The sequence below is a fragment of the Nostoc sp. UHCC 0252 genome, from assembly GCF_034931145.1.
Classification (GTDB): domain Bacteria; phylum Cyanobacteriota; class Cyanobacteriia; order Cyanobacteriales; family Nostocaceae; genus Nostoc.
The window spans coordinates 137,459-155,045 of sequence record NZ_JAYGHE010000011.1 but is presented as its reverse complement, the minus strand read 5'-3'; the positions used below and the strand labels follow the sequence as shown (position 1 = coordinate 155,045).

The 17,587-nt window shown below is 42.2% G+C and carries 12 protein-coding genes; 8 read left to right on the top strand and 4 right to left on the bottom strand.

Going from position 1 to position 17,587, the window contains the following annotated elements; genetic code table 11:
* Window positions 1-1,806, bottom strand: a 1,806-nt coding sequence (locus tag VB732_RS10135) for a sugar phosphate nucleotidyltransferase (protein ID WP_323230699.1), incomplete at its 3' end; no start/stop codon positions are given.
* 33 nt (window positions 1,807-1,839) lie between these two features.
* Between VB732_RS10135 and VB732_RS10130 the strand changes: the two genes are divergently transcribed.
* The gene (locus VB732_RS10130) at window positions 1,840-1,980 is read left to right on the top strand and encodes a hypothetical protein (protein WP_323230698.1); all 141 of its coding nucleotides are present in this window, start codon (window positions 1,840-1,842) and stop codon (window positions 1,978-1,980) included.
* A 43-nt stretch (window positions 1,981-2,023) separates the two neighbouring features.
* Here the strand turns inward: VB732_RS10130 and VB732_RS10125 are convergent, their stop codons facing one another.
* Complete coding sequence (locus tag VB732_RS10125) at window positions 2,024-3,730, bottom strand: glycosyltransferase (protein WP_323230705.1); 1,707 nt, start codon at window positions 3,728-3,730, stop codon at window positions 2,024-2,026.
* A gap of 267 nt (window positions 3,731-3,997) precedes the next feature.
* On the bottom strand, window positions 3,998-5,242 hold the full coding sequence (locus tag VB732_RS10120; RefSeq protein ID WP_323230697.1) for a glycosyltransferase: 1,245 nt from the start codon (window positions 5,240-5,242) through the stop codon (window positions 3,998-4,000).
* 906 nt (window positions 5,243-6,148) lie between these two features.
* Here VB732_RS10120 and VB732_RS10115 point away from each other — a divergent pair.
* The 7 genes from VB732_RS10115 (at window position 6,149) to VB732_RS10085 (ending at window position 14,665) form a co-directional block, all read left to right on the top strand.
* Entirely contained in the window at window positions 6,149-6,625 is a 477-nt protein-coding gene (locus tag VB732_RS10115; protein ID WP_323230696.1) for a hypothetical protein, read from the top strand.
* A gap of 296 nt (window positions 6,626-6,921) precedes the next feature.
* Complete coding sequence (locus VB732_RS10110) at window positions 6,922-8,793, top strand: iron uptake porin (RefSeq protein ID WP_323230695.1); 1,872 nt, start codon at window positions 6,922-6,924, stop codon at window positions 8,791-8,793.
* Window positions 8,794-8,930: 137 nt separating this feature from the next.
* On the top strand, window positions 8,931-10,055 hold the full coding sequence (locus VB732_RS10105; RefSeq protein WP_323230694.1) for a hypothetical protein: 1,125 nt from the start codon (window positions 8,931-8,933) through the stop codon (window positions 10,053-10,055).
* Between the two features lie 531 nt (window positions 10,056-10,586).
* Window positions 10,587-11,243 carry a DUF1361 domain-containing protein gene (locus tag VB732_RS10100; RefSeq protein ID WP_323230692.1) on the top strand — a complete coding sequence of 219 codons (657 nt, stop codon included), beginning with the start codon at window positions 10,587-10,589 and terminating at the stop codon, window positions 11,241-11,243.
* Between the two features lie 230 nt (window positions 11,244-11,473).
* Entirely contained in the window at window positions 11,474-12,646 is a 1,173-nt protein-coding gene (locus VB732_RS10095) for a hypothetical protein (protein ID WP_323230690.1), read from the top strand.
* A 223-nt stretch (window positions 12,647-12,869) separates the two neighbouring features.
* Window positions 12,870-13,970 (top strand): AAA family ATPase, encoded by a 1,101-nt coding sequence (locus VB732_RS10090; RefSeq protein ID WP_323230689.1) that lies wholly within the window; start codon window positions 12,870-12,872, stop codon window positions 13,968-13,970.
* Window positions 13,970-14,665, top strand: a complete 696-nt coding sequence (locus VB732_RS10085; RefSeq protein WP_323230688.1) for a DUF4276 family protein — start codon at window positions 13,970-13,972, stop codon at window positions 14,663-14,665. The genes VB732_RS10090 and VB732_RS10085 overlap by 1 nt, the downstream gene beginning before the upstream one ends.
* Before the next feature lie 97 nt (window positions 14,666-14,762).
* Here the strand turns inward: VB732_RS10085 and VB732_RS10080 are convergent, their stop codons facing one another.
* The gene (locus tag VB732_RS10080) at window positions 14,763-17,129 is read right to left on the bottom strand and encodes a putative PEP-binding protein (RefSeq protein WP_323230687.1); all 2,367 of its coding nucleotides are present in this window, start codon (window positions 17,127-17,129) and stop codon (window positions 14,763-14,765) included.
* Window positions 17,130-17,587: the final 458 nt, after the last annotated feature.

Below are 17,587 nucleotides of genomic sequence, written 5' to 3'. Positions count from 1 at the left end.
CCCTTGAGTCAGCAGTCCTTCGCGATCGGTAATTGACATCGCCGTTTTATTGACACTGGCATTCAGTACCACCGCATCAGCGCCAAATTTATCCAACATTTGGGGTAAAACTGCCCCCGATACCGCATAAACATAGTCAATCACCACTTTTGCGCGGCTGTTGCGGAGTGTATGAACATGCAACAATTTCTCAAAAGCAGTGCAGTAGCGATCCATGACTTGGCTAGGATAAGATACATCACCAATTTCATGAATTAGCGCCCGCCGCATATCCTCCTTAAAGTAAGCGCCTTCGATTTTCTTTTCCAGAGCTTTGGTGATATTAATACCCTTAACATCCATGAATTCAATCAGAATGTAGTCAGGGCGATCGGGGTGGACTCGGACATGGATACCGCCAGCTACCGACATTGTGGGTATAACTGTACGGGCGATGGGGATAGCTGTAGCATCGAGGTTTTGAATATCAATACCTACTGACATTAAACCCGCAATGAGCGATCGCGTCACCATCCGAGAAACATTACGCTGGTCACGAGAAACCGTTACTTTAGAACCAGGTTTCAAGGTAGAACCGTAAGCAGATCCCAATTTCACAGCGAATTCTGGAGTGATGTCAATATTAGCTAATCCTTGGACACCACGTTGCCCAAATAAATTTCGCTGGGCGGTGTTTCCCCAAATCAAGTTAATGTTTAAAACTGCCCCCGACTCAATCTTTTTACTGGGCCAAACGCGCACACCTGGACTAATTTGGGCTTCTTCTCCCACCGTGGAAAGCGAACCCACAACAGCCGCTTCTAAAACTTGAGCGCGGCGGTCTACACGAGCGCCACGGGAAATTACGCAGGCAGAAAGAGCCGCTTCCTCACCAATAAATGCACCATTCCACACTATGGGGCGTTTGAGATTGGCATCAGCACCAATGGTGACATTATCGCCAATTACAGTTCCACCTTCAATCTGCACTCTAGCCCCGATGCGGCAATTATCACCAATCACTGCTGGGGTTTCAATCACAGCCGTTTGATCGATGTAAGTATTTTGACCTACCCATAATTCATGAGAAACTTCTTTATAGGCACAATCGAGATTTACCTTCCCATCTAAGGCATCGTATTGAGCTTCCCGATAGGCATCTAAGTGACCAACATCGCACCAGTAACCTTGAGCAATGTAACCATACATTGGCTCATCTTTTGCTAGCAGTAAGGGGAATAAGTCTTTGGAAAAGTCGCATTCAATATTTGGTGGTAGATATTCTAAAACTTCTGGTTCAAGAATGTAAGTACCAGTATTGACTGTATCGGAAAAAATTTCACTACTAGAGGGTTTTTCTAAAAATCGCCTAATTCGTGCTTCCTCATCGGTAATTACCACCCCAAACTCAATGGGGTTGGGAACTCTGGTCAAAATCAAAGTAGCTTTTGACTTATTTTGTTTGTGAAATGCGATCGCAGCTGTAAGGTCAAAATCTGTTATGCTATCGCCACTAATGACTAAAAAGGTTTCATCAAGGAGTTCAGCAATATTTTTCACACAGCCTGCTGTACCCAAAGGCTGATCTTCTTCGACGGCATAAGTCATCTGAACCCCAAAATCGCTGCCATCTTGAAAATAGTCTCGCAAGACATCAGGTAAATAATGCAACGTCGCAATAACTTCTGTAATTCGATGTCTTTTGAGGAGATTGATAATATGTTCGGCAATTGGCCGATTGAGGATAGGCACCATCGGTTTGGGCAGATCGCAAGTTAAAGGGCGAAGCCGCGTCCCCGAACCCCCTGCCATCAGTACTGCACGCATAAATACTCCTTAACTAATTACAGCCCTCGCTGTTTGAAAACCTATCAAGATAAATTTTCTTCTATCTCTAGTCTCCTATGGATATCGATATTTGAGGAACTTCCAGAAGATGCATCTACCGATGGGAATGGGGAATGGGGAATGGGGAATGGGGCATTGGGCATTGGGCGTTGAGTATAATTTTTCCCTTGTCCCCCTGCCCCCTGCTCCCTGCCCCCTACTCCCTGCCTCCAAAATGGCAGTGATAAAGTTGATATTCGTAGCCGTCTACAGCTGGCAAAGATTGATTATCAGACATGACGCATGTTTTGACGGCTTCTGCTACAGGGGCGTGAAAGTTTACTAGCCACAAATCAAAAGGTCGTGGTAACGTCTTTAAAGTATTTTCTAGAGCAATTGTAGAAGTATTTGGATCTTTATCTTGATGGGCGAGGAGAAACAAAGAATTTTGGGATGAATTGGCAAGTTTAAACTCCCTAGCTACTCCCATCATTTCGCCAGTGTGTACATAAGTTTTGTGAGTAGTGGCAATTAATACTGATTCTGGGGATGTTTGTTGAATTAGCTGCACAAACTGGTCAGGGCGATAATATTTTTGATACCCAAGATTGCAGATTACCGTAACTGCACTAAAAAATCCCATTAACCAAATTAATATTACGGCTTTTTTACCGTTTATTCCCCATCTACCTATACTTTTTATGCCATTTTTTCCTTGTTCTATTTCAATCAATTTTTTGGGATAATGCCAACAAACTGCGAGGCTTGCCGCTAGTAAAATCACGATCGCAGGAAAGTAAACAAAGTTATATCTAGCACCTCTGGTCAGGTCAATACCCAAAAAATACGTAAAGATAAAGAATAAAGCGATCGCACTAATCACAACTCCAGCAAACACCTGAATCATAATCCGGTTTTCTGGGTGCTGTAGTTGAATCTTGATGCTACGCAGCAGAATTGGCAGTGCCCAAATAAAGAAAATCAGCGTCACCAGTCCAGAAGGAATCACAACCAATAGCTGTGAAGATTCAACTGGTAACAGACAAATCATTGCAATCCATGTTCCTAAAGCCTGAAAAATTGGGCTTAACCAATCTAGCCCGACGCGCGAACCTCGAATCCACTCGGTCAAATTACTACGATTTCTATTCTCTAAAAAGACTGGTAGCCAAATTAAACTCGCAACAATTGTACCTGTAGCAACTGCATAGATGCGCCACCAGGTAGGAGAGAAGAAAAGCGAAAATTTTTTGCTAGTCTGCAATTGCAGCCAAGCAAGAAAAATCAAAACTACGGCTTCTGTGCAGAGGGTAAGGGTGAAGAAGTAATGAGTTGCAACACCTAAAGCATTAATTCCTACCCAGAAAAGTACTATCCAAATGGGTAAAGGTGTGCGATTTTGAATATGGCGTGTAGCAATTACTAAGCAGGTAAGAGAGGCAATTACCCATAAGGCTGCCAAACTGTAATGGCGTGCTTCTTGTGCTAAAAAGATACCGTAGGGTGATACTGCCATCATTGCAGCAGCCAAATGTCCTACTAATTGTGAACGAAATGCTACCCTACCCAATATGTAAATACACGGTATAGAAGCAGCGCCTACGATCGCGGGTAGCGATCGCGCACCAAACAAAGATACTAATCCGCCGTCGCTAGGAAATAATTTCATCCACAGGTAAGCTAGTGCAAAATACAGTGGTGGATGAGTATCTTGAGTAATTAAGTTATGAACCACATCACCAATACTAGCTGCTGGGTTTGGTTGCAGTGGTTGTAATAGGATATCAGGTGCGATCGCTTGATCTAGGGGCACTGATAAAAAAGTATTCCCCAAGCTAAATACCAAGGTGGAAAATTCATCAGTCCAAGGAGGCTTTGCAGTCAAGTTGGTTAAGCGTAAGCTAATGCCGATGATTAACCACATCAAGTTTAGAAAAGGGTGAAGCCAGGAAGGTGGGAGGCGAGCCTGCAAGTTATGCCAATGCTTACGTTGTAAGGTAGAGTTTGAACCTACCATTTGTAGGAAATGAGTAGCATGAGCAATAATTTTTTTGTAAAAACAAAATGCACCTTGAGAAAGAACTCTCATTACCTGGCCTCACACTTGTGAATTTGTAGATTTGACGTTTTAGATTTAAGTTCGTTCTAAAGTCTAAAAACAAAAGTCAAAATCTCAAATCCATCATTGTGATTATTTCACATCGGTAATGCGCCAGCTAAGTTTCAAATTAACCCAGAAATTCCAGATTGTAGCAACTGCGATCGCAATAAAGTTGGCAATGTAACGGTTAGGAATCAAGAAATTGAATACTAAATTTAATATCAGTACATTCAATACCAGTCCAGCAAGACAGATAGCGTTGAATTTCAAAAACCGCTTCAGGCGTTGCTGCCATTCTTGCTGTCTGGCACTGACATCAGCAAATGTCCAAGCGTCATTCCAAATGAAATTATTTAAAACAGCAATTTCACCAGCAATAATTTTGCTGCGCGTTAATGGCCAAGCCAAGGTAGTGGGATCGCTGAGTAAATAAAGAATTGTCATATCCACAAATACTCCACTCAGCCCAACCAACCCAAAGCGAAGGAATCGACCAACAGGGAAATTGACCTTTCTACTCAATTTTCCGACTCGCCCTGTGGAAAGCCGCAACCGCACTAGATGATGGATGTAATCTATATATTGCTTCCATGTAACCTTGCTCTCGCCTTCTTTGCGTTCGCAGAATACATACCCAACTTCGGCAACTTGGTCTACTTTTCCCCGCCCAATTACTTCTAAGAGAATTTTGTATCCGACTGGATTGAGTGTTGCATTGGCGATCGCACTCCGGCGCACCATAAAATAACCACTCATGGGGTCGGTAACTCTGCCTAATACTCCCGGTAATATTACCAAGCCTAACAACTGAGCGCCACGAGACAAGAAACGCCTCACAACACTCCAGCTACTCACACCGCCTCCTTCAACGTGACGACTGGCTACTGCTAAATCTGCTCCCTTCTCAACACTACGCAACAGTTGCATCAGCACCTCTGGCGGATGCTGCAAATCTCCATCAATTACCCCCAACACATTCCCCGTAGCTGCTTGCCATCCGCGAATTACCGCCGAAGACAGCCCCCGTTCCTGCTGCCGCCGCATCACCCGCAACTGAGGGTATTCTTCCGTCAAGGATTGTGCTATTTCCCAAGTTCGGTCTGGGCTATCATCGTCTACCACAATTAATTCATACTTTCCTGCGATCGATTCATCCAATAGCCGACTCAATATACTGACCACATTCTGGATGTTGTCACGCTCTTTATAAGTAGGAATTACTAGAGAAAGATGAATAGATTCAGCACTTGTACCCTGATGGTTAGGGGGTAAATCTGAAATTTTTAGTGGGCCAGTTGGTACTGTTAACAGTGAGCTGGATGAGTTAATCTTCATAATTTCACATTACAGAACGAGGATGTGTAAAGGCCCAGGCAAATAAAGCCGAACACTTGCTGGCCTTATTGATTGAACCTAATTAGCCAAAATTTGATGAATAGTTTTGTTACAGTTAGCTGTTCTGAAAAGTTTAGTAATTCCCGCACCTCAATTCACAGTATTTTTCTGAACTTTATCTAAACTTTATATTTAACCATTTGTTTATATGGTATCTCTTGCCTGGTTCCAAAATTTTTTATACAGACAATAAATACTGTACCATTAAGTCCCCAAAGTCAGCAAATATACAGTTTATCAAGACTATGTGAAGACGTTTTAGTATTAGTAAGGCTAATATATCAATCTAAAGTTATTACCGTAACCTAAGTAGTGATTGCAACTAAATAAAAGCTATTGAGCGAGTGAAATCACTAAAAGAGTTTATCAAAAAATAGCAAAGATAAGCATGAAGTTAATTGAGCCAGAGGATCACGCAGTTTAGATATTGCTCTGGGCTTTCTTGTAATAGTTGTTATAAGTAGTTAAACATAATTAATTACACAGTGCCATTGCGAATGTAGCGAAGCGAAATGAAGCAATCCCAGCCGCAAGCGAATTGCTATCTCTACGAGACGCTCCGCGAACGCTTCGTTCGCAATGACTGTAATTAATTTTGCGTAGTTACTTAACTTACTCAAAACTACATGCACTCAGGGGCAATACCCTGCGAGAAGCCGCTTTGTGTCTACATGGATTGCCCTAAGCAGAAAATCAAGTTTTGGCTATTGTTTGCATAAGTCCTGGTTGTAAAAAAGTGGATGAAGCAAGTTTTCTAACTCCTGTCTAAAGCCCCCTACCTTAGTTATCTTCTTTACTCGTAATATTGGATACTATAATGTTGATTTTATTACCGTTGGGGTATTAATGTCTGTTTTACGTAAATATACTGTTATTGTTCCTGTTAGTCTGAGCATTGCTTTGTTCGTTAGCAGTTGCAACGAAAATAAAGTTTCTCAGTGCCAGCGACTGATTCGAGTTGTAAATGCGGGAAATTCTCTGATTGATCAGAATAAAGGAACGCAAGTGATCACGAGCATACAACTGTCTAAAGATTTAGAATTTGTGACTAAATCGATTAAAGAACTGAATTTAAAAGATCCCAAGCTGAAAGAATTTCAAAGCGGTTTTGTGAAAATTTTTCAAAATCTCAGTCAATCGATCGCTAAAGCAGGTAAAGCCCTTGGTGCAACCAAGATAGCAGACGCTTCCGCATCTGGTAGAGAAAAAATCCAAAAAGCGAGAACTGAAATCGACTCAGCACTGACAACAGCTACAACGCTTGGCAAGCAGTCGGATACGTTAGTCAATCAAATGAACAAGTATTGTAGCCAGCCAGAATAATCTATCTGGGGCATTGGCATTATACAGCCCAGGCGAATAGAATTCGCGGCTACACAAACAAAGTCCGCCTGCGCGGACTAAGAGAAAATTAATATTTTTAACCCGCGCAGGCGGGTTTTGTCTGTGTAGACGCGGTTTCTAACCGCACGTTTCACTAGAATGTTTTTTTACTCAAAATCTTAGAGATCGCCTTTTAAACTAGCAGTAATTTTTATCACTCATTTTTCATAAATCTTCCTGATATACACCAACTTCTTCTGTCAAAAGAAGTATTGGTGCAAGTCAAATGAAATACCATGAGTGATATTAGTCTACTGATGGCGAGTGTGTTAGCAACAGCGCCAATCTCTGCGCTTAATTTACCAGAACAGCCTGTAGTTAGGTCAGATAAGCTGGTACAGGAGTCAACACAAGAAAATTTATCTCAAGTTGTCTCCCCTGCTGAAATTACACCGCCTGAATTTGTGCAACCAGATATAACTACCTCATCAGCAATCAAAGATAAGTACGAGAATATACTTAAAAAAAGTAGAGAAAAAATTCAATTTATAAATTCCTCTAACTTACCCGAATTAAAAAATACTCAAGTTGTAATCGAAGTTGCACAGAACCAGGAAAACACAGAAGAATTCTCTCTACCTCCCCAGTCTCCAGACTCAGACAACCCAATGTCTCAAGTCACCTCGGTGTCGCAACTTAAAGATGTGCAACCCTCTGACTGGGCTTTTGATGCTTTGCAATCCTTAGTAGAACGCTATGGCTGCATTGCGGGATATGCTGATGGGACTTATTCAGGAAACCGTACTATCAGCCGTTATGAATTTGCGGCTCGTTTAAATGCCTGTTTGGAAAAGATTAACGAAGCAATCGCTAATCATAAAATTAATCCTATTAATAATGAAGATTTAATCTTGCTGCAAAGGCTACAAGGCGAATTCAAAACAGAGTTGCAGCAATTAGAACAGCTTATTGAGACTACCGAACACCGAAGTACTGAATTACAAGCAAATCAGTTTTCCACAACTACCAGATTATTTGGCCAAGCCGTTTTTAGCGTCCAGGGAAGCAATAGCCCCGATGTGGATTTGTTTCCTAGAGATGGAGTTCCTGAACGTCAAGGAAAAACCAATCTGACTTTCACAAGTAGCGCCCAACTAACCTTAGCAACTTCATTTACAGGGCGAGATTTGCTGCTAACAGGGTTGTCTGCGGGTAATTTGGGTTCTAATGCATCGTTGCTATTTACCAATATGGGACGGTTGGGTTTCGAGTCAAATACAGACAACAATCTAGTTATTAGTGACTTATCTTATCGATTTCTGGCCACAGATAACTTGGGAATTGTCGTCGGTACGGCGGGAGTCAACCCCATCAACACCTTTCGCGGTATTAGTCCTTTAGAAGGTTCCAACGATGGGGCAATTTCTCTATTCGGTCAGCGTAACCCGATTTTAGGTATTGGCAACGGCACTGGTGGTATAGGTTTTGATTGGCAGATTAGCGATCGCATCAGTTTGCAAGGCGTTTATAGTTCCGAAATCCCTAGTTTCCCTGGCAATATCAACCAGGGCGGATTATTTGGCGGTAGATTTACTGCTGGCGCTCAGTTAAGTTTAGCACCCACCAATGATATCGATATCGGCGTACATTATCTTTATTCCCACTCTCCAGATGGTTTATTGGGAAGTGGTATCGGCGATTCTCAATTGATTTCGCCTTTTGCAGATGCAACAGCTTTTGATACCCAAGCCATTGGCGCTACCGTTGCTTGGCGAATTAACCCTAATTTGCAATTGGGCGGTTGGGGTGGCTTTACTTCTTCCAAACCATTCAACCTTCCTGGAAGCGTAGAAACTACAAACTGGATGGTGTTCGCAGCCTTCCCCAACTTACTGCGCCCTGGAAATTTAGGGGGCGTTCTCGTCGGACAACCGCCCAAAATTACTTCGAGTACTTTACCCGAAGGTTTCAATTTCCCTAACTTTTCTGATGGGGGAACAGCAGGCGGACGTAGTGACACATCAATTCACGTAGAACTTTTTTACCGCACCCAGTTAAGCGACAATATCGCCTTGACTCCGGGCTTATTCGTTATTTTCAATCCCGATCACAATGCAGCTAACGATACTTTAGTCGTTGGAGCATTAAGGGCAACTTTCCGGTTTTAACTTTATACTGATGAAAATGTAATAAAGAGCGCTATTTTCATACTGATTAATTCAGTATGAAATGCTTGTATTGCCCAATAGAAGGGACGAAAAGCTGCGTGTATTTTTTTATATGTGATTAAAGGAGCAAGTTTTTCATGAAATTAGATTCATTAACTAAATTGGGTTGTGCAGTTGTTAGCAGTAGCAGTTTAGCCGCAGTTATCATCGGTTTAGGCGGAACAGGTGCTTCTGCTCAAATCACAATTCAAAGCACTGGCACATTATCGGGCACTATCCAACTTCCCAGTATTAATCCCAATTTCAATCAAAGTACTACTCGTGTTGATACAGACGATGCGGGGACTTACTCACGGAACTTAGGTACTAAAAACAATCCTAATTACGTTCCGGTTTACAAGTCAGACTATGTAAAAGTACAAACACGCAAGGATGGGAGTTTGCATTACTTTGTTGACTTTAAAGGGATTCCGATTGTCTCCTTTAATGGCGTTTTGAATTCGCCAATTCTCGCTGGCGGTGAGTTAACACCTTATAATTACCAGGGAAAATTGGCAGGAACTACATTTCAAGGAGTCGTTCAGGATGAATTTAATCTCACAAAAGCCTTCTATACTGGTACTGTCACCGATCCAAAGACTGGGAATCAGTATCAGGGTACTTTTGAAGTGAGTGGATATGGAGTGCGATATAGCGATCGCAATGGTGGTGCAACTCCCACAGTCTTTGATTTCAAGTCCGATCTCCCAGGTTCGCCAAAGGTGACATCTTTGGAAATGACTAACTCTCCCCTAGCGAGAATAACAATCAAAGTACCTGCAAATGCAACCCTCATAACTCCTGCACCCGTTGGTGGTAATACGCCTACTCCAGCGCCTGTAGTTAGTGGTGGTAGTACACCCACACCAACACCCATAGTTAATAGTGGAAGTGAATTTACTGCTACAGCAATAGTTAATAGTGGAAGCGAATTTACTGTTACACCAATAGTTAATAGTGGAAGTGAATTTACTGCTACACCAATAGTTAATAGTGGAAGTGCGATCGCTTCCCCAACACCTACAAGCACTAATTCTCCATCACTTTCTACTACACCTAATATGGAATTGAGTAACGGTAATTCTTTAGAGGGTAATCAAGTAATGGTTAACCCTGCAACCCTTTTTCAAGCTGCTTGTTCACAGGATTCTACCAATAGCTGCACAATACCCGCTTCACGCAAACAAGCGATCGGCCCTCGTAGTCGAGTGCTAGTACGTTAGTTATTTGAGAGCTTCTTTTGCCCCCTTTTTTTAAGGGGGTTGGGAGATCAAAAGCCTATGAAAAAACTCTAAAAAGCTTGTATATATAGCGTAGCCCCGAAAACTGAGAGATAGGGTATCTTGGCAAAAGTTCTAAGGTGCTGGAACTATTGCAGGGCAAAAGGAAATCTATATAATAGCCAAGACACGGGCAATATTGTAATTAAAAAACTCCACTAGAAGCTATTTGCGGCGTTTTTGTTGCTCAGGCTTCATTTCGGTGGGAGATTTTACCCAGATGATTTTCTGGCTATACTAGTGATTTAAGCTGATTGATTGAGAAATTTTATCTCCCAGTATGAAACACATAAAAACTCTAAACTTCAGACATATATCACAGTGCATTTCCTTTTAAGTGACACAAAAGCCTTCTCTGGTTTTAGAGTAAATAAATTTCCTTGGGGTAAAAAATTTTATCAGTCAATCGCTGAGATTAAGACTAACACTACAAAGTAAATCTAGAACAATCAAACGTCTTCTGAGTTAGCACCTATGAAAGAAGAATTGATAGCCAGAGTTATACAAGTAATGCGAATTAACACGAGTTGGATGACTTGGAATTTATTTCTGGCTTTTATACCTTTAGCTTTGAGTGTGTGGCTATTTCGCTATAAGCGCGGTGGCTCTTGGCTTTGGTGGCTAGGATTCTTAGTTTTCTATGCTTTCTTACCAAATGCACCGTATTTGTTGACCGATGTAATTCACTTGATAGATGATATCCGCACAATTCAATCGGTGTGGATGATTACTTTAGTACTTATTCCTCTGTATTTGCTAGTAATTCTCAGTGGATTTGAAGCTTATGTAATCTCGTTAATTAATTGGGGTTACTACTTACATCGCATCGGCAAAAGCCAATGGATTTGGCGCGTTGAGTTGATTACCCATATTCTCTGCGCTGTTGGTGTTTATTGGGGGCGATTTTTACGTTTCAACAGTTGGGATTTTATTACTCAACCCGATGCCTTACTTACCAAAGGAGTAGAAGAAATCCTGGGAAAACAGCCCCTAGTAATTATTGCTATCACCTTTATGGTACTTGCCGGTTTGTACTGGATTATGAAACGAGTAACTTTAGGTCTTAGCCGACCAGATACTAGAATTGGGATTAAATCAGAAAGCACTAACTCTAACACGCCAAACATTTGATGTTAGTGGCGATTTCAGATTTTAAATTTGGGGTTTTCATTAATAATTCCTTTGATGAATATTGCCTATCAAAAGAAAGATGCAACTAAACCCTCCTTAAGGTGAAATAAACTCAGAAGCAAACGGTTGGACTTTAACAGCCACCATCTGAGAATAATGTCCTTTCAGATCATTGAATATCGATGGTCTGATCTGATGTTTTTTGCTCGCACTGATAGGAGGGATATCTCATGGAATTAATCTCTAGAGAAGAAATAAAGGCATTAATAGAACAGCCAAAAGGAAATTGTGTTTCCATTTATATGCCAATGCACCCAGCCGGGCCAGCAGTGCGACAAAACCCAATTCGCTTTAAAAATTTGCTCAGAGAAGCAGAGGCTCGTTTAATTGATGCGGGTTTGGAGGAGGAAGACGCGATCGCATTGTTGGAAAAATCCCAAGAAATTGATACGCAAGAATTTTGGGAGCAAATGGGAGAACCAGGATTAGCAATTTTTATTTCTGAAAATATTTTTCGCTACTATCCTCTGCCAATTGAGTTTCAAGAGTTGGTTGTGGTTACAGACCGATTTCACATCAAACCACTGCTACCAATTTTAAATGGCAATGGTCGCTTTTATATACTGGCTTTGAGCCAACAAGATGTCAGATTCTTTGAAGGAACACGCTACAGCGTCAAAGAAGTGGAAGTAGAGAATCTCCCTAAAAGTCTAGATGAAGCTCTGCAAAGAGACGATACTGCTAAAGAAGGTCAATTTCGCATCGCAACATCCAGAGGGGGAACCTCCAATTCTTTTTCGCAACCAGGCACGTTTCACGGGCAGGGAAGCCCTGACAAGGATAGACGGCAAGAAGACATTCTACAATTCTTTCAGATTGTCGATCACGCATTACACGATAAACTGAAATTGCAAAAAGCGCCTTTGGTGCTGGCTGGGGTAGAATATCTCTTGCCTGTGTACAGACAAGCAAATACTTACCAGCATTTGATGGATGAAGCGATCGCTGGTAATCCAGAAATTCTCAGCGCCCAAGAGTTACATGAGCAAGCTTGGCCGATTGTCGAGGCTGATTTCCAAAAGTCACAGCAAGCAGTTTTGGAGCAATTTCATGAATTGTTTGGCAGCGATACTGGTAAAGCATCTAACAACCTCGAAGAAGTCGTCTCAGCAGCTTATTACCAACGAGTGGATTCATTACTAGTCGCAGTTGGTCAGCAACAATGGGGTTTATTCGATCCAAGTTCAGAAACAGTTTATTTGCACCCAGAAAAAGAAACTGGTGATGAAGATTTGTTGGATTTTGTCGCTGCTCATACCTTATTAAATGGTGGCACGGTTTACGCTGTTCCCTTTGAAGAGATTCCATATAGCACAGCCGTTGCGGCAATTTACCGATATTGACATTTTGATGGTGTTGTATAAAGTTGAATGTGCTATATACAACACCAAGACAGCAATCTGTGTATCTTCTGTACTAAAATTATCCTGCAAGATTTAAAAAATATCGGCTCGTGAGGTTTTCCAAATTTTTTATTTGTAAAATCAAAATAATCCTCTATTAGAAGTCTGTGGGTGTTAGATAATAGCAAGCAAATACACATTTACAGATTCAGGAGACCGACTTTTGAACAGGCTGCAACGAATAACCCTTAACGGATTCAAGTCTATTAAGGCGATAGATATTGAGTTGCGTCCCTTAAATATTTTGATCGGAGCAAACGGAGCAGGCAAAAGCAATCTCATCTCGTTCTTCAAGATGCTTAATGAGATGATGGCTGGACGCTTCCAACAATATATCGGTATGTCAGGGCGCGCTCAGTCCCTTTTGCACTTTGGGCCCAAGGTAACTCCTCAGATAGAAGCAAAATTGGAGTTTGAAGTCGAAAACGGGGTGGATACCTACGATCTGCGGTTATTCCATGCCGCAGGCGATACGCTGTTCTTTGCTGAAGAGACATTGAGCTTTCTGCAAACGGGTAGGACATCCCCAAGAATTGACCACTTGGGTGCAGGGCATCAGGAAACAAAAATCACTGAAGCAGCAGAGGAAGGTAAACAAACAGCCAAGGCTCTCAAGTACTTGCTTGATCGTTGTCGTGTTTATCATTTTCACGATACATCTTCTACGGCGGGAGTGCGGCAATCATGTTACGTTGGCGATAACCGATGGCTCATGCCTGATGCCGGAAATTTAGCTGCATTACTTCTAAAATTCCGCGAGGACAATATTTCAGCTTACCAACGTATCGTCGGAACAATTCGTTTGATTGCACCATTTTTCGATGACTTTGTTCTTGAGCCAGATTCATCTAATCGTGTCATTCTGAACTGGCAAGAAAAGGAGTCAGATAGGGTGTTTGGGCCCCATCAATTCTCAGATGGCACTTTACGCGTTATATGTCTTGTAACGCTGCTCTTACAGCCAGAGGATAAACTACCAGAACTCATCGTTGTTGATGAGCCAGAACTAGGTCTTCACCCCTATGCTCTAAATGTTGTGGCTGCCTTGTTTAGCAAGGCTTCGCTCCATACGCAAATCCTCATCAGCACTCAATCAATCTCCTTGTTGGATAATTTTGATCCTGAAAATGTGATTGCGGTCAACCGAGAGGGCAAGGAGTCGCAATTTAAGCGCCTCAATCCCAGAGTATTAGAAACTTGGCTCGACGAGTACAGTCTGGGAGAAATTTGGGAGAAAAATATCATCGGGGGAGGGCCGCATTAATGGTGCGCCTCTACCTATTTGCTGAAGGGCAAACCGAGCAGACATTCGCCGATACTTTGATAAAACCGCACTTAGCTCAACATGAAGTGTTTATGCACTACCCTCGGCTGATCGCTCACGCCAGAAAAAAAGGGAAGGTGCATCGCGGCGGTGGACGCAATTACGAGCCAATGAAAAACGATATTCTGCGATCGCTCAAGGAAGATAGCAATCCTGATGCATTCTTCACTACCATGATTGATTTGTATGCTATTGCTCCTGATTTTCCGGGATTGGCCGAAGCTGAGAGTAAACGCCAAAATCCTGTACAACGGGTCGAATTTCTAGAGCAACGCTTTGCAGATGATATCAGTGATCCCCGATTTATCCCGTACATTCAGTTACATGAATACGAGGCATACCTTTTTGCCGATCCAACGTGCTTTGAATATCTTGATGCTCGACGTACAAAGGAGATTGAGGCTCTTAAGGCGATCGCTAATCAACATGAGACACCTGAGTTGATCAACGACGGACAGCAGACAGCTCCCAGTAAACGCATCATCGCTCGGTTTCCTGATTATGAAAAAGCGAAGCCTGCTTTTGCACCACAGTTGGCTGAACGGATCGGACTGCAAATAATTCGGAGCAGGTGTCCCCACTTCAACACATGGCTGTCACAGCTAGAATCATTAAATACAATACGCTTGGGTTAAGGGCTAGCGGCAAAAATTTTGGGTTTTTGAGACGCGATAAATCGCCGTCTCTACAAGGGTTTTGGTCTTATCTGAACTGTATTGCTATTTAATAGGATTACTTTAAGTCGTGTCGTGCAGCTGCTAAAATTAAGCGTTGTTCGGCACGAGCGATCGCTCGATATGTTCGCTCTACTGCTTCCGGTTCAACAGAAATGGAAGTTATGCCCCATTCCACTAACTTATCGATGATTTCTGGATAGAGGGCTGGTGCTTGACCGCAGATTGAACAAGGTATACCGGCACTTTTAGCCATTTGGATCAGTTGAGCGATCGCACTCATAACTGCTGGATGACGTTCATTAAATACTTTTGCTAACTGTCCTTGTTCTCGATCTACTCCGAGCAATAATTGGGTTAGGTCGTTTGTACCAATAGAAATTCCGGCTGCACCTGCTTTCACGTATTCGGGCAGTAAAAACAGGACGCTTGGTACTTCCGCCATCATCCACAATTGAAACTGCGACACCTCAGTTAAAAGGGCTTGCTCAACTTTGCGACGGCAAAAGATAAATTCTTCTACAGTCCGCACAAAGGGCAATAGTAGATTTACATTATTGTAGCCAGCTTGCTGTACATTCGCTAAAGCTTGTAGTTCTAACTCAAATAGTGCGGGATTTCGTAAATAGCTGAAAGTGCCACGTTCACCTAACATCGACTGCGACGAAGATTCTAAACTATCACTAAACGATGGTAAATCCTGCGATCGCCAATCTAAAGAACGATAAAAAACTGGTCTGGGTGCAAAACCACGAGCAAACTCCATAATCTGCTCAGACCATAGCTCTAATAATTCTGCCTGACGACCGCCTAAAATCCAACTATTAGGATGTTGCCCGTCTAATATATTTAATACCATCAATTCTGAACGCAACAATCCCACCCCATCCACAGGAAAGCTTTGCACTTCTTCTATTAAACTGGACTGACTCAAGTTAACCAGCAGTTGGGTAGCAATCATAGGTAGATGAGAAACAGGAGATTGGGGCGCTTTCGGGTTGAGATGATTCGGGGAAATAGAATTTTCTCCTCCCAGTTTCCCACTTTCCTGCTCTCTACCTCTTTCCATTTCCTCCTTTGAGTTTCCTGTAATTCGATAAATTTCTCCTCTGTCGCCATCAAGCAACAGTCGTTCGCCAGTTTGAATTAAGGTTGTGGCAGATGTTGCATTTACTACGGCTGTAATACTTAATTCTCTGGCAAGAATGGCAGCATGGCTGGTTAATCCGCCTTGTTCTGTGACAATACCAGCAACTTGGTGTAGTAATGGTAGCCAATCAGGAGTGATTGTTGGTACTACTAAAATCACTCCCTTGGGTAGTTGTTCGGGTTTCTGTTGCGAATTATTAATTACTAGGGCAGTCGCTACAACACGTCCCCTTGCCGCGCCTAGTCCCCTAATGAAGTGTCCGTGAGGAATTGCAGATTGGGGGGAACTAACTTGTGTAATGTAGAGCTTGCTAGATGTAGTTTGTTGAGCAATAGTCCATTTAATAGTGAAAGTTTTACCTAGTTCACTTACTAGTTGAGTTCCCAGACCGATTATTTGCTGTAAATATTCTTCTTGTAGAGCGTACTGTTGTTGCTGGGCTTCTTGAATTACGTAGGTATTCAGACAAGTGTGATCTGGTGTTAGCGCTGAGTTAGGCATGGGTTGGGAAAAAGCTTCAAGCGCGGCATCATCCACACCATAAGCGAGTATTTTATTGCCTAACTGTTGCTCCACAGCCCCGGTTGCCTGTTGAATGTAGTAAACATCTGGCTGGACTTCGCCAAGAGCGATCGCAATTCCTAATCCCAAAGTAGCTTCAATTTCCCATCCAGAGGAGTTGGCTGTGAGCAAACCACTAGCGATCGCATTTTCAACAGGTTGCACCAACACAGCAAGATTTATTTGTTGCAGATTAATTCCTGCTCGTTGCCAATATAAAAGGCTTCTGGCCCGAAATATCTGGCTCCAGGTACGCTTTAGGGCAAAAGCGATCGCTTCCGGTTCGCACCGACAAAACACCGACTCCAGCAAACCAGATATATTCTTCATACTTGGAGTACCAGTTGATACCGCCAAAGTAGGCCGAAGAATCAAACAGCTAGTTTGCCATTCTTTAGCTGCTTGGAAAATTGTACTTACCCACTGCTGTGGCACAGTCGCAGTGAGAATTTCTTGACGCAAGCGACCAGCTACCTGCTGGAGTTGCCGCCAATTAGTTACATCTAGGTGTAACGAAGAATGGGGCAAGTCAGCCACTAATGATTCTGAACTATTGAGATTTTCGAGAAATTGCAGCAAATTTTCCGCCGAAACAACAAAACCAGGCACCACTGGATAGCCACGCTGCATGATTCTGCTCAAGTAAAACGCTTTGTCACCTACCTTGGCGCGGTCTTGTAGTTTAATTTGGTTTAGCCAGTAGAGTTTATCCACTCAATTTTTTAGTTGTCTATTTGTAGCCACAGCCATTTTTTCTTGGTACTTATCAGCCCTAAATTCACTGACTCCCTACTAGGAATAGTTTTCAGGATTTGCGTTTAATTTACCGACCTGATGAAAGCTAGTTACACAATGTATCGCTGTAATTCGACACCTTTGTAAATCAAATCTTTTCCTCTCTTTAGCCTCCTTCCCTGAAAACAGAGTTTAGTTACAGCGTATTTGAGGTAAATGAACTACATGGGTAGGGGCACAACATATTACCTCACCAAGTTGCAATCTGCTATATTTGGGCAAGTTGTAGATGGCGGTATCATATTTTATTATTGAGCGTATGGGTTAAATCTAGCAATTTTAGGTATAATTTCATAATTAAATAGCTAATTAACTATTTAATTAACTTAAAAAATCATCCAGTTTGTCGAGATTAAGATCGTCGCCATAATTTAATA